Below are 13912 nucleotides of genomic sequence, written 5' to 3'. Positions count from 1 at the left end.
ATGAGCGGCGACGAGCGCCCCGCCGGCGCGCTCGACGGCCTGGTCGTGCTCGACCTGACGCAGATGCTGGCCGGGCCGTATGCGTCGATGATGCTGGCCGACCAGGGCGCGCGGGTCATCAAGATCGAGCCGCCGGGCGGCGATCTGACGCGGCGCAACGGTCCGCATCTGGATGGCGCGCTGCGCCTGGAGCAGCGCGGATACGGCGCCTACTTCGGCTCGATCAACCGCAACAAGGAATCGGTGGAGCTGGACCTGAAGCGGCCCGCCGGGCGCGAGGCGCTGCTGCGGCTGGCACGCCAGGCCGACGTGCTGGTCGAGAACTACCGCGTCGGCGTGATGGACCGCCTCGGGCTGGGCTACGAGACGCTGGCCGCCGCGAACCCGCGGCTCGTCTACGCCACGCTGCGGGGCTTCGGCGATCCGCGCAGCGGCGCCAGCCCCTACGCCGACTGGCCGGCCTATGACCCGGTCGCGCAGGCCATGGGCGGCATCATGGGCATCACCGGCGCCCGCCGCGGCGGCCCGCCCACCAAGATCGGCCCGGGCGTCGGCGATATCGTGCCGGCGATGTTCCTGGCGTACGGCATCGCGGCGGCCTGCTGGCGCGCACAGCGTACCGGCCAGGGGCAGTTCGTCGACGTGGCGATGGTCGACGCGGTGCTCGCGGTCTGCGAGCGGCTGGTGTTCCAGTACGGCGTGACGGGCAACGCGCCGGGGCCGGAAGGCAACGGCCACCCGCTGCTGTGCCCGTTCGGACTGTTTCCCGCCGCCGACGGCTACGTCAGCCTGGGCGTGCCGAACGACCGCTTCTGGGCCCTGCTGGTCGCGCGCATGCAGCGGCCCGAGCTGCAGCACGATCCCCGCTTTGCCAGCAACGACGCCCGTGTCGCGCATCGCGAAGAGGTGGACGAGCTCGTCTCCGCCTGGACCCGGCGCTTCACGAAGCAGGAACTGGCGCGCGAACTCGGCGGCGAGATCCCGTTCGGTCCGGTGTTCGATGCCCGCGACATCTTCGCCGACCCGCATTTCCGCGTGCGCGACATGCTGGTCGAGGTCGAGCAGCCGGGCGCGGCCCGGCCGTTGACGGTCGCCGGCACGCCGGTGCGAATGAGCGCGACGCCGGGCGCGGTGCGCCGCCGCGCCCCGATGGTCGGCGAGCACACCGAACGGACGCTGGCCGACTTCGGCTTCACCGCGACCGAGATTGCCGCGCTGCGGCCCTGACAAACCGGATCGCCATGGTTCGCCTGGCGACAGCGCATACCACCAAGGAGCAAACACAGCGATGCAAAGGGATGCACAACAACGACCGCGGCGGCTGCGCCGCTGCCAGCTTTCGGTGCCGGGCTCGAGCGAGAAGATGATGAGCAAGGCCGCCGCGATGGACGTCGACTTCGTCTTTCTCGATCTCGAGGATGCCGTCGCGCCGGCCGAGAAGCGCCCCGCGCGGGCAAGGATCGTCGATGCGCTGAACGGGCTAGACTGGGGCAGGACCACCCGCTGCGTGCGCGTCAACGACGTGACCACCGAATACGCCTACGAGGACATCATCGAAGTGGTCGAGGGCGCGGGTGCCAACCTCGACGTGATCATGCTGCCCAAGGCGATGAGCGCCGCCGACGTCCAGTTCGTCGACAAGCTGCTGACGATGATGGAGATCAAGCTCAAGCTGCCGCACCGGATCGGCATCGACGTGCTGATCGAAGAGGTCGAGGCCATGATGAACGTGGAAGCGATCGCGGCCTCCACGCCCCGGCTCGAATGCCTGATCTTCGGCATGGGCGACTACTCGGCCAGCCAGGGCGTCTCCGTGCGGGACATCGGCGGCAGCGGCGGCTATCCGGGCGATATCTGGCACTACCAGCGGCACCGGCTGACGATCGCCGCGCGCGCCAACCGGCTCGACGCGGTCGACGGCCCCTTCGCCGATTTCCGCGACCCGGACGTCTATCTGCAGGAAGCGCGGCGCGCGATGATCCTCGGCATGGTCGGCAAGTGGGCGATCCACCCGTCGCAGGTCGAACTTGCGCAGCAGGTGTTCTCGCCCTCGCCCGACGATGTCGCCCGCGCGCGCGACATGATGCGCGCCTACGATGCCGCGCTCGCACAGGGCCTGGGCGCGGTCCAGTACGACGGCAAGATGATCGACATCGCGTCGATCCGCATCGTGCGCAATCTGGTGGAGCGGGCCGCGTTGATAGGCATGTAGCAGTCGCGGCGGCGCGGACCGCGGCCGCGGCTCACCGCCGGGCAGTGATAACAACGACACGGAGACGATATGAAGGCTGAGATTCCACCCCCATGGCTGGTAGACGGCCGGCGCCGTCGCTTGTTGCGCGCCGGCGCGGCGCTCGCGGTGCTGCCGTGGCCGTTCGCGTCCGCGCGCGCCGCCAACTGGCCGGCCCGGCCGATCCGCATCATCGCGGCGCAGGCCCCGGGTTCCTCGAACGACAGTACCGCCCGTGCCTTCGCCGAGTATTTCACCAGCGTGCTGAAGGTGCCCGTGGTCGTCGAGAACAAGCCCGGCGGCGTCGGCATGATCGCCGCCGAAACGGTCGCACGCAGCGAGCCCGACGGCTACACGCTGCTGTTCACGCTGCACAGCCAGCTCGCGCAGGCGCCGGTGCTGCTGCGCAAGCCGCCGATCGATCCGTCGCGCGACCTGGTGCCGATCGCCGCGGTCAGCACCGGCGTGGGCGTGATGGTGGCCAACAAGAACCTGCCCGCCAACAACTTCAAGGAAGTGCTGGCGCTGTCCCGCAAGCGGCCGGTCTCGGTCGGCAACTACGGCGTAGGCTCGGGCTGGCAGCTGATGGTGGCCCAGTTGAAGAAGGAGACCGGCGCCCAGCTCGACATCATCAACTACAAGGGCACCGGCGCGATGATGGGCGACCTGCTGGCCGGCCATATCGACGTCGGCGCGGGCTCGCTGCTCGGCATGTCGGGCGGCCTGCAGTCCGGTGGCCTGAAGCCGATCCTGATCATCTCCGGCCCGCGCAGCGACCGGCTGCCCGGCATCCCGACCTGGGCCGACGAGGGCTTCAACAGCCCGGTGTTCCGCAACCTGACCGAATGCAACATGCTGCTGGGACCGGCCGGGCTGCCACCGGAGATCGGCGCGCGGCTGGCCGAGCTGGTGACGAAATCGATCACCGAGTCCGAGCAGGTCAAGATGGTCCGGCAACAACTCGGCAGCCAGGACACGCCGTTGACCGGCGATGCGCTGCGCCAGTTCATCGGCCGCGTGTGGCCCACCTACCAGGCCGCGACCAAGGCGATCGGGCTGACGCTGCAATGACGCAGGGAGCGGCGTGCCTGTTGGGGTAAGGCACGCCCGTATGCCGTATCGCAGACCGTCCGGCGCCATGGCACGGCCTGGGCTCAGGTCGGCCAGGCCGATCCCAGGATGATGCTGCAGAAGTTCAGGCGCTGGTAGTTCGGATCCTTCAGCGCCAGCACGTCGGCCTTGACGTTGCCGAAGGTCGTCAGCGGCTTGCGGCGCGTGCCCTCGGCGAAATGGTCGATGATGCTTTCCTTGAAGTTGTGCTCGCGCGGGTGATGCCGGCAGACGTGGTCGCGCTGCTCGCCGGTGAAGTCGTGATAGCACAGTCCCAGCACGTCCATCTCCACGCCCGCCGTGACCAGCGCCACCGTCGGGCGCATATGTTCGGGAACGCCCGGCGTCGTATGCAGCGCGATCGCGGCCCAGACATCGTCGATATCCCGCTCGGCAATGCCATAGCCCTTCAGGAAGTCGCGCGCCGCGTTGGCGCCGTCCACCTCGAAGCGCAGATTGTCGCTGGCATAGCGCTGCGTCAGCCCCATATCGTGAAACATCGCGCCGATATAGAGCAGCTCGGGGTCGTAGGCCAGCGCCTTGCGCTCGCCGGTCAGCGCGCCCCAGAAGAACACGCGGCGGCTGTGGTGGTACAGCAGGTCGTCCTCGGTATCGCGCACCAGCTGGGTCGCGGCGCGTGCCATCGCGCTGTCGGGTACGCGAATGCCGGCAATGATTTCGGCCATCTTGATTGCTCCTGAAGGATCGGCATGGCGGTCATCGGCAAGGCGCACGATGCGGTCGCCATCGCAAGAGTGAGAAGGGAACTGCCAGCCGGGGCCGCCGCCGTCCTGGGTCGTCCTGGGTCGTCCTTGGTCGCCTTCGGTCGCCACAGCGGTCCCGGTCTCGCGCTTTCATTCTGGTCTGCGCCGTGTTTGACTACAATGACGCCATTCCGTCAGATCCGGACATCGTGACGGCGCTTGAAGACAGCCGCAGGAAACCCATCCCATGAGCGTGACCACCGTAGCCATCCTGATGCTCGACGGCGTGCAGGCGCTGGACGTCGCCGGGCCGGTCGACGTCTTCGCCGAGGCCAATGCCTTTATCGGCCGCAAGGACCGCTATGAAACGGTGCTGGTGGGCAGGACGCGCAAGCCGCTGCGCGCGTCGAACGGCATGCAGCTGATGCCGGACCTGTCGCTGGGCGACGAAGCACCCCGCTTCGATATCGTGCTGGTGGCCGGCGGCCCCGGGCTGCCGACCGCGCCGGCGGACGCCGCGGTGTCGAAGTGGCTGCGTACCGCGGCGTCGCGCGCGCGGCTGCATGGGTCGGTCTGTACCGGCGCCTTTGTGCTGGGCCATGCCGGCCTGCTGGACGGCCGCACGGTGACGACCCATTGGCAGAATGCCGCCCACCTCGCGGAGCGCTTTCCCGCCGCCACGGTCGAGTACGACCGCATCTATCTGCGCGACGGCAAGCTGGTCACCTCGGCGGGCGTCACCGCCGGAATCGACCTGGCGTTGGCCATGGTGCGGGAAGACCATGGCGCCGCGGTGGCGCTGGCGGTGGCCAAGCGGCTGGTGGTGGTGGCGCAGCGCCAGGGCGGCCAGTCGCAGTTCAGCCCGTATCTGGCCGCGACGCCAAGCCGGGCCGATTCGCCGGTGGCGCGGGTGCAGGCCTATGTGATGGCCAATATCGGCGCCAGGCTGACGCTCGACGCACTGGCTGCCGAAGTCGGCATGAGCGGACGCAATCTGGTCCGCCTGTTCGTCGCGGATACCGGCATGACGCCGCATGCGTTCATCGAGCGGGCGCGCATCGATATCGCGCGTAATCTGCTGGAAGGCAGCACCCTGCCGCTGAAATCGATCGCCTACAAGTGCGGCTTCGTGACGGTCGACCGCATGCGCGTACTGTTCCAGCAGCGGCTGGGGATCTCGCCGGCGCAGTATCGTGCGAGCTTCCGCTAGCGCCGGCGAGATCGCCGCGCATCAGATCACGCCGCCGTTCGCGCGCAGCGTCTGCCCGTTGATCCAGGCGCCATCGGGACCGGCGAGGAAGGCCACCGCATTGGCGATGTCCTCGGGCTGGCCAAGCCGCTCCAGCGGCGCCAGCCTGGCGAGCCGCTCGATGACCTCCTCCGGCTTGCCGTCGAGGAACAGCGCGGTCGCGGTCGGACCGGGCGCCACCGTGTTGACGGTGATATTGCGGCCGCGCAATTCCTTGGTCAGCACGTGCGTCATCGCCTCGACGCCGGCCTTGGTGGCCGCATAGATGCCGTAGGTGGGCTGATACAGGCCGACCACGCTCGACGACAGATTGATGATCCGCCCGCCGTTGCGCAGCCGCCGCGACGCCTCGCGCAGCGTGTTGAAGGTGCCCTTCAGGTTGATGGCGACCTGGCTGTCGAACAGGGCGTCGTCGCTGTCGGCCAGCGTGGCCAGCCGCATGATGCCGGCGTTATTGACCAGCACATCGACGCCGCCGAAGGCGGTCTCCGCCGCGTCGAACATGCGCCGGACCGCGGCGCTGTCGCTGACGTCGGCCTGCGCGGTGATGGCGCGCCCGCCCTCCTGCTCGATCTGCCCCGCCAGCGCCTCCGCCTCGCGGGCGCTGCCGGCATAGTTGATGACGACGGTGAAGCCGTCGCGGGCCAGGCGCTGCGCGATCGCGGCGCCGATGCCGCGCGAGGCGCCCGTCACGATGGCGACCCGGCTTGCGGCGCGGTCGTTGGCGCTGTCGTTGGTACCTTCGTTGGTGCGGTCGTTGGTGCTCATGTCAGTTCTCCGTTGGAAGGTCGCGGAAAGAAGGGAATGCTTGCGACATGGGAGAACTATGCGCGGCGGCGCCGAAAAGATCATCGCCCCGGCATTGGCAGGACTGTTGGCCGGTCTTGAACAATGGTGCCGCCTTCGCAATGGGGCTGGCGGGTCGATTCGGCTGACCCGCTATGCAGCGCGAAGCAGCACCGCGACCAGATTGTCCGCCGCCGCGCGCAAGCGCTTCTCGTCCTGATAGACCCGTTCGACCACCACCAGCCCCCGCGTGAAGGTGACGATCAGCCGGGCCGCCTGCCGCGGCGGCAGCGCGAGCTGCGACGGTTCGCCTTCTCGTGACAAGCGCTCGAACAGCACCTGCTCGATATCGTCCAGCAAGGCCTTCAGGGCCGTGCGCAGCGGCCCGTCCAGATCTTCGGTGCCCACCGCGGTCTTGGTGCTGAGGCAGCCGCGGGTCGGCATCCCGCTGCCCATCGAAGTGGTCATCGAAACAATCACACAGCCGAAGAAGCTGCGCAGCGCGTCGCGCAGCCTGGGCTTGTCCAGCGCCTCGCGCATCTGGCTAACGAAGCGCTCGCGATAGACGTCGAACACGCGCAGGAACAGCGTCTCCTTGTCGCCGTAGGCGTTGTACAGGGAGCCGCGCTGCACCCCGGTGGCCTCGGCCAGCTCCTGCATCGAGGTCGCCGCATAGCCCTTCTGCCAGAACAGCGCCAGCGCCTTGTCCAGCGCGAGGCTTTCATCGAATTGGCGAACGCCAGCCATCTGTTTCTCCGAATGCCGGGGCGTCAAATGCCCCTGGAAGACATGCTGCCATTTAAGCGCATGATTGACATCTCCGTCAATCTTGACTATGTTGTCAAACATGACACGAGTGTCAAACATGACACGTCCATCGCGTTGTCGCTGGACGTTGGCCTCCCTCCGCCCTCCCTCAACAACCGAACGAATGACCAAGCCATCCCCCACCTTCACGCCGGCACAGCTGGACCGCGCGCTGGTCTGGCGCTATATCTTTGCCGGCCTGTGCGCCAGCCTCGACAGCATCGGACTGGCGCGTTTCGCCTTCACGCCGCTGATTCCCGAACTGATCCAGGCGCACTGGTTCCCGGCCTCCAGCGTGATCTATCTGGGCGCCGCCAATCTGGCCGGCTATGTCTGCGGCGCGTTGATCGGCCGCGCCGTCGGCGCACGCCTGGGCAACGAACGCACGCTGCGGCTGATGATGGTGTGGATCACCGCCGCCTTCCTCGCCTGCGCCGTGCCGCTGTCGTTCGGCTGGTATTTCTCGTGGCGCTTCATGTCCGGCATGGCGGGCGGTGTGGTCATGGTGCTGGTAGCCGGCACCATCCTGCCGCACGTGCCGCCGGCGCGCAAAGGCGCCGCGGGCGGGGCGATCTTTCTCGGGCTGGGGCTTGGCATTGCGGGATCGGGCACGCTGATTCCGCTGCTGCTGGAACTGGGCCTGGCCCAGACCTGGATCGGCCTGGGCATTCTGTCGGCGCTGCTGACCGCCGCCAGCTGGTTTGCCTGGCCGCCGCGGCAACTGGATCATCCCCACCCGGCGGCGGCCAAAGCCCCGCCATCCGCGAAGGCGCATTTCGGCGGCGCCGTCTGGATGCTGTACCTGCAGTACGCGCTGATGGCCACGGCGGCCGTGGCGCCGATGGTGTTTCTGGTGGACTTCATCGCCCGCGGCCTGGGCGCGGGAACGCATCTGGGCTCGGTGTTCTGGGCGATCTATGGACTGGGCGCCATCGCCGGGCCGCCGCTGTACGGCTTTCTCGCCGATCGCCTCGGCGCCAGCCCGAGCATCCGGCTGGTCTCGCTGGTGCTGGCGATCGTGCTGGCAGCGGTCTACATCACCGACAATCTGCTGGTGCTGGGCGCCCTGACCGTTGTCATCGGCACCTTCGCGCCCGGCATGGTGCCGTTGGCGCTGGCACGCGTGCACGAGCTCGTGCCCGAGCATGCGCCACGGCAGAACATCGCGTGGAGCCGCGCCAGCATCCTGTCGGCGGCGGCGATGGCGGTCGCGGGTTATGCCTATTCCGCGCTGTTCAACGCGAGCGGCGGCTCGCACCGGCTGCTGTTCCTGACCGCGGCGGCGCTGCTCGTGGTGGCGTTGCTGGCGGACCTCTGCTTTCCGGCCAGGGCGAGGGATGCGCGGATGGCCCGCTCCTGAGCGCCGCTTACGCGGTCGCCTCGATCATCGCCAGCACGGCCGCCGTCAGCTCGCTCTGGGCATCGCCCAGCGGCTCCAGCGCGTCGAAATGGTGGCCGTGCGGCTGCACGACGATGCTGACGGGCACGCCGCGTTCCCGGAGCAGCGCGGCGTATTCGGCCTGCTGGCGGTGATACTCCGCCGATTCGTCGCCACCGACGGTCAGGATCATCGGCAGCGTGGTGGTGGGCGGATGGTGCATCGGGCTGTAGGGGGCGACATCCGTTTCGATCAGGCCGATCACGCGATTGAGATAGCACAGCCGGATCGGCTCCAGATCGTAGAGCCCGCTGATCGAGCAGCCGCCCTTGAGCACGTCCGCCGGCAGGCCCAAATCCTCCCACCGTGTGCCGGCCAGCATGCCGACCAGCTGGCCTCCCGCCGAATGGCCGGAGACGAAGATGCGATTGGCATCGAAGCCCAGCACGCGCGCGTTCCGGTGCAACCACACCACGGCACTGCGGTTGTCGCGCACGATCTCGGCCATCGTCGCGTCCGGTGCGAGCCGGTAGTTCAGCATCGCCACGTCGATGCCGCGCGCGAGATACGGGGCGGCCAGATGGCTCGAATCGGACTTGTCCAGGGCCTGCCAATAGCCGCCGTGAATGAAGATCAGCAGCGGCCGGCCCGGTCCCCCGGCGGGGAAATAGTCCAGCGTCTGCTTCGGATCGCTGCCATAGGCGAGGTTTTCCTCGACCGCATGCGCCTGCCGGAAGGCCGCGGCATCCGCCGCCCACCGCGCCAGGATGGCCGGGTGCTCCGGCACTGCGGCCCGGTTGTTGTACTGCTTGTCCAGCGATTCCTGATCCAGGTTGCGAAACACGGGCATGGAGCGAAACCTCCGTATTGGTGAGCGGCGGCGGACGGTGGGTGGACGGCGGGCGGTCGGGGATGACGCCCCCCTTGACGATATCAGCTTGCGGCGCGCCGCTCTTCCCCGACGATGCGGCGCACCAGATCGCAGACCGTCGGCACCAAGGCCTCCAGCCGCGCCGGCCCTGCTCCCTCGATGCGCTCGAGCACCAGTTCGTGCACCGCGCCCACCAGGGCCAGTGCGCTCTCGTAGGGCAGGCGCTGCCGGCGCCGCTGGTCCGTGCCGACGGTGCGCTGGATGAATTCGGCCAGTTCGCGGTGGATCTGCCGGCGTACCGCCAGGCCGGGACCGCCGAGGCTCAGGATCTCGATGAACAGCGTGCGCAGCAGCGCGGGGTTGCCCGCCATATAGCCGAGGTAGGCGCGCATCGCGCCTTCGACCTGGGCGGTCCACGGCTGGCGCGGGTCGATCGCGTCGCGCAGCACCTGCAGCGCATGCCGGCTGGCGCTGACGTACAACGCCATCAGGCAATCGGCCTTGGAATCGAAATGCTCGTAGAAGGTCCGGCGTGAGACGTTGGCCTCGGCGACGATATCGGCGATGGTGACCTCCCCATAGCCTTTGCGCGCGACGGCGCCGGCCATGCCTTCGAGCAGGCGGCGTCGGTGTTCGCTGCGGTCCGGCGCGGTGCCGGCGGTCAGGATCGCGGTTGCGTGCATGGGCGGCTCGTGGTGGGTCGCTCGTGGTGGGTCGCTCGTGGTGGATCGCCCGTGGTAGATCGCCCGTGGTAGGTCGCTCGTGTTGGGTCGCTCGTGGCGGGTCGCGCATTATCCGCCGCCATGGTACTTGACAGTACCGATCCACGCCATCATGATCGGTACTCCGCCGTACCACCCACCCGCACCCGGGAGACCACCGTGACGCACCTCGTCGTTCGCCGCCTGCTCGTCGATATGGAAGCGCCGATCCCGCGGCATTGGTGCGCGGGCGATCCGTTCCGCACCGCCTTTCTGAATGCGCTGTCGATGAGCTTTCCGGTCGGCGAGCAATTCTTTATCGATGCGGTGCGCAATGGCCTGAAGGCCCTGCCGCCCGAACAGCAGGACCGGTTCCGCGCCGAGGTGCAGGGTTTCGTCGGCCAGGAGGCCACGCATCGCCGCCTGCACGGCCTCTACAACGAGCATCTGCGCAGGCAGGGGCTGGTCAACGCGTGGGAGGTCCGATCGAAGGAACGGCTGAAGCAACTGGAAGGGGTGGACCCGCGCCACCCGCTAGCGATCACGGCGGCGTTCGAACACTTCACCGCGATCTTCGCCGACTGGATGCTGCGCAACGCAGACATGCTCGGCGAGCAGGATCCGCGCCTGGCGACGCTATGGCTGTGGCACAGCGCCGAGGAAACCGAGCATCGCAACACCGCCTTCGACCTGTACCAGGCGCTGGGCGGCTCCCACGCATGGCGCATTACCTGGTTCCGCCGCATCAGCATCACCTTCCTCGGCGATGCGCTGCGCCAGACCATCGACAATCTGCGCCGCGACGGCACGCTGTGGCAATGGCGGACCTGGGCCGGTGCGGCGCGATTCCTGTTCGGCAAGCGCGGCCTGATCCGCCAGACGTTCGGCGCGTGGCGCGACTACTTCCGGCGCGACTTCCATCCGACCGATCACGACGCCAGCGCTTCGGCGCAATGGCTTGAGGCCCACCGGGACAAGTACGTGCCGGTAGGCGCCTGAGCGAGGCAGCGACAGACCAGGCCGCAATGCCGGTCTTGCCGCGTCGCCGCGTTACCAGTACGACAACACCAGCAGCCCAATCAGCACGATCGCGATGAACACCCACAGCGTCGGACGTGCGATCAGGTGGCGGCCACGCGTCGATGCGCGGGCGGCCTCGGCGTTGGTACCGTACTCATCTTTTCTCGGCATGGCGGTGACTCGAAGGGCTTGATATAACCGGGTGACGCACGGATCGTGCCGAGTGCGACAGCCTCGCCCGGTGCAGCGCGCCATGCCCCGGGCGCGTGCAATTTTGACAACGGCATGACCGCCTTGACTGCGTGCCCGCCGCACCCTCCAGGTACGCCCGCGGCACGCCGCGCCGCAAGCCCCGGCGCCAGCACCGTCGCACGCGCCCCCGTCCCGCCCGCGATCCGTGCGATCACCGTGCACGCCTTCCCCATCCCGCCGCCCGCTCGGCTATGCTTCGGTGGCCGGATTCCGCTGAGCCAGCCTCCGGCACGCGCTCCACCAAGACCAACAAAGCAAGGAGACCCGATGCGCATCGTCCGCCGGCGGCCCGCCGCCACCCTGCTCCGCCACCTCGCCCTCGTCGCCGCTGCCCTTCCCGTGCTGGCAGGCACCGCGTCGGCAGCGCCGCCCACCGACCGTTATGCCGCCCCCGGCCTGGAGAAGCCGGCCAGCATCCTGATCGATCGCTGGGGCGTGCCGCATATCTACGCCGGCACGCTGTACGACGCCTTCTACGCGCAAGGCTTCATCGCCGCGCGCGATCGGCTCTGGCAGATCGACCTGTGGCGCAAGCGCGGGCTCGGCGAGATGGCCAGGGACTTCGGTCCGACCTATGTCGACGGCGACCGCATGGCGCGGGCGGTGCTGTACCGCGGCGACATGTACCGCGAATGGCTGGCCTACGGCTCCGACGCCAAGCGCGTGGCCGAGGCCTTCGTCGCCGGCGTCAACGCCTACGTGGCGCTGACCGAGGCGCAGCCCGAACTGCTGCCGCGCGAGTTCAAGCAGCTTGGCTACAAGCCCTCGCGCTGGCGCGCCGAGGACATCGTCCGCATCCGCCACCACGGCCTGACGCTGAATTTCACCGGCGAGGTCGACCGCGCCACGCTGTACTGCCAGGCCAAGGAGCAGGCGGCGCGCGCGGACTGGCTGCGGCGCGAGCTCGATCCGCCGATCACGCCGACGCTGCCCGAGGGACTGGATCCCTGCGCCGTGCCCGCCGCCGCGCTGAAGAAGGCCTATACGCTGGCCACCGCCGCGGCGAATTTCCCCAAGGAAGCCTGGCAAAAGGCGAGCGCCGATGCGGTGCCGGTGGACCAGCTCTACGCCGCCGTCGACGCGAACAGCGACACCGGCCGCAGCCTGGGATCGAACAACTGGGTGATCGCCGGCAGCCGCACGTCCACGGGCCGCCCCATCCTCGCCAACGACCCGCACCGGGCGCACGGCGCGCCCAGCCTGCGTTATGTCTCGCATCTGAACGCGCCCGGCCTGTCGGTGATCGGCGCCGGCGAGCCCTTCCTGCCGGGCATCTCGATCGGCCACAACGGCACCATCGCCTTCGGCCTGACGCGCTTCTACATGGACCAGGAAGACCTGTACGTCTACGAGACCGATCCCGCGCAGCCCAAGTCCTACCGCTATCGCGGCCGCTGGGAGCCGATGGAGACCATCACCGAGAAGATCGCTGTCCGCGGCGAGGCCGAGCCGCGCACGGTGACGATCGACTTCACGCGCCACGGTCCCGTGCTCCATGCCGACGACGCCAGCCATCGCGCCTGGGCGCTGCGCGCGGCCTGGCTCGATACCGGCATGGCGCCCTACTTCGGCTCGATGGACTACATGCGCGCGACCAACTGGGACCAGTTCCGCGCGGCGATGAACCGCTGGGGCGCGCCCGGCGAAAACCAGGTCTATGCCGACCGCAACGGCAATATCGGCTGGATTCCGGGCGGCCTGACCGTGATCCGCCCCAACTGGGACGGCCTGTTCCCGGTACCGGGCGACGGCCGCTACGAGTGGGCCGGCTACCGCAACATGGACGAGCTGCCGTGGGCCTACAACCCATCCACCGGCCATATCGTCACGGCCAACGAGAACAATATTCCGCCGGATCATCCGGCCGCGAAGCTCGGCGTCGGCTACGAATGGAGCGACAGCTCGCGCGCGCGCCGGCTCAAGAGCCTGGTCGCCGCCGCGCCGGTCAGCTCGCTGCGCGATTCGATCGCCTGGCAGAACGACACCGTGTCGCTGCCCGCGCAGCGCACGCTGGCCGTGATGCGCACCGTCGGCAATGCCGGCGCCGCGGCATCGCTGCTGCAGGACCCGCAGGTGCAGCGCGCGGTCGCGCTGCTGCGCGGCTGGGACGGCAATGTGCGCGCCGACAGCGTGCCGGCCGCGCTGTTCGAGATCTGGTTCAGCAACCATCTGCGGCAGGCGGTGGTGCGCGCCGCGCTGCCCGAGGACGCGGCCAAGCTGGTCGGCGCCGGCGATGCGGCGCGCGTGCTGGCGGTGCTGGAACAGCCGGACACGTGGATGCCGACGGCGCGGCGCGACGAAGTCATGCTGACCTCGCTGAAGGCCGCGATGGCCGAGCTCGAGCGGCGTTCGCCCTCGCCGGAAAAACTGGCGACCTGGGGCACGCTGCATCGCGCGATCTTCCGCCATCCGCTCGCCAACATCGTCGACGACGCGACGCGCGCCCAGTACAACGTCGATGCGGGCGGCATCGGCGGGTCTGCCTTCACGCCGATGAACACCAGCTACCGCAACAGCGACTATCACCTGACCGCGGGCGCGTCGTTCCGCATGGTGCTGGACGTCGGCAACTGGGATCAGGGGCGCGTCGTCAATACCCCGGGCCAATCGGGCGATCCCGGCAATCCGCACTATCGGGATCTCGCACCGATCTGGGCAAAGGGGCAGACGTTCCCGCTGGTGTATTCGCGCAAGGCGGTCGAACGTGCCGCGGAGAAGCGGATCGAGCTGACGCCGCGGTAAGGCGTCACCACCGCATCGATTGACGTCGAAGATGCGGCAAGCGGGCGTGCCTTGTGCACGCC

At 68.7% G+C, this 13912-nt stretch carries 13 protein-coding genes; 7 read left to right on the top strand and 6 right to left on the bottom strand.

Translation table 11 applies throughout. The features are described from left to right. The 3 genes from F1599_RS16990 (at position 1) to F1599_RS16980 (ending at position 3301) form a co-directional block, all read left to right on the top strand. The gene (locus tag F1599_RS16990; RefSeq protein ID WP_150083985.1) at positions 1-1227 is read left to right on the top strand and encodes a CaiB/BaiF CoA transferase family protein; all 1227 of its coding nucleotides are present in this window, start codon (positions 1-3) and stop codon (positions 1225-1227) included. Positions 1228-1288: 61 nt separating this feature from the next. Then, complete coding sequence (locus F1599_RS16985) at positions 1289-2212, top strand: HpcH/HpaI aldolase/citrate lyase family protein (protein WP_150083849.1); 924 nt, start codon at positions 1289-1291, stop codon at positions 2210-2212. Between the two features lie 69 nt (positions 2213-2281). After that, complete coding sequence (locus F1599_RS16980) at positions 2282-3301, top strand: Bug family tripartite tricarboxylate transporter substrate binding protein (protein ID WP_150083848.1); 1020 nt, start codon at positions 2282-2284, stop codon at positions 3299-3301. Positions 3302-3384: 83 nt separating this feature from the next. Here F1599_RS16980 and F1599_RS16975 read toward each other — a convergent pair whose 3' ends face one another. Beyond that, positions 3385-4026, bottom strand: coding sequence for an HD domain-containing protein (locus F1599_RS16975; protein ID WP_149316045.1), 642 nt, complete (start codon positions 4024-4026; stop codon positions 3385-3387). Positions 4027-4297: 271 nt separating this feature from the next. On the opposite strand from F1599_RS16975, the gene F1599_RS16970 reads away from it, so the two are divergent. Further along, the gene (locus F1599_RS16970; RefSeq protein WP_223819724.1) at positions 4298-5254 is read left to right on the top strand and encodes a GlxA family transcriptional regulator; all 957 of its coding nucleotides are present in this window, start codon (positions 4298-4300) and stop codon (positions 5252-5254) included. A gap of 21 nt (positions 5255-5275) precedes the next feature. On the opposite strand, the gene F1599_RS16965 is transcribed toward F1599_RS16970, so the two are convergent. Together F1599_RS16965 and F1599_RS16960 are read right to left on the bottom strand one after the other, a co-directional pair. Beyond that, positions 5276-6061, bottom strand: a complete 786-nt coding sequence (locus F1599_RS16965) for an SDR family oxidoreductase (protein ID WP_150083846.1) — start codon at positions 6059-6061, stop codon at positions 5276-5278. A gap of 171 nt (positions 6062-6232) precedes the next feature. Next, the gene (locus F1599_RS16960; RefSeq protein WP_150083845.1) at positions 6233-6826 is read right to left on the bottom strand and encodes a TetR/AcrR family transcriptional regulator; all 594 of its coding nucleotides are present in this window, start codon (positions 6824-6826) and stop codon (positions 6233-6235) included. Positions 6827-7010: 184 nt separating this feature from the next. Between F1599_RS16960 and F1599_RS16955 the strand changes: the two genes are divergently transcribed. Continuing rightward, positions 7011-8246 carry a YbfB/YjiJ family MFS transporter gene (locus F1599_RS16955; protein WP_150083844.1) on the top strand — a complete coding sequence of 412 codons (1236 nt, stop codon included), beginning with the start codon at positions 7011-7013 and terminating at the stop codon, positions 8244-8246. Positions 8247-8253: 7 nt separating this feature from the next. Here F1599_RS16955 and F1599_RS16950 read toward each other — a convergent pair whose 3' ends face one another. After that, entirely contained in the window at positions 8254-9114 is an 861-nt protein-coding gene (locus F1599_RS16950; RefSeq protein WP_150083843.1) for an alpha/beta hydrolase, read from the bottom strand. Positions 9115-9197: 83 nt separating this feature from the next. After that, complete coding sequence (locus F1599_RS16945; protein ID WP_150083842.1) at positions 9198-9818, bottom strand: TetR/AcrR family transcriptional regulator; 621 nt, start codon at positions 9816-9818, stop codon at positions 9198-9200. Positions 9819-10016: 198 nt separating this feature from the next. On the opposite strand from F1599_RS16945, the gene F1599_RS16940 reads away from it, so the two are divergent. Next, positions 10017-10835 carry a metal-dependent hydrolase gene (locus F1599_RS16940; protein WP_150083841.1) on the top strand — a complete coding sequence of 273 codons (819 nt, stop codon included), beginning with the start codon at positions 10017-10019 and terminating at the stop codon, positions 10833-10835. 51 nt (positions 10836-10886) lie between these two features. On the opposite strand, the gene F1599_RS25935 is transcribed toward F1599_RS16940, so the two are convergent. Beyond that, positions 10887-11027, bottom strand: a complete 141-nt coding sequence (locus F1599_RS25935; RefSeq protein WP_190286387.1) for a hypothetical protein — start codon at positions 11025-11027, stop codon at positions 10887-10889. Positions 11028-11375: 348 nt separating this feature from the next. Between F1599_RS25935 and F1599_RS16935 the strand changes: the two genes are divergently transcribed. After that, positions 11376-13850, top strand: coding sequence for a penicillin acylase family protein (locus F1599_RS16935; RefSeq protein ID WP_150083840.1), 2475 nt, complete (start codon positions 11376-11378; stop codon positions 13848-13850). The last annotated feature ends 62 nt before the right edge of the window (positions 13851-13912 follow it).

It is taken from the genome of Cupriavidus cauae (assembly GCF_008632125.1).
Taxonomy (GTDB): domain Bacteria; phylum Pseudomonadota; class Gammaproteobacteria; order Burkholderiales; family Burkholderiaceae; genus Cupriavidus; species Cupriavidus cauae.
Note: the sequence above shows the minus strand (reverse complement) of the source record. Positions and strands in the feature narration are given on the sequence as shown.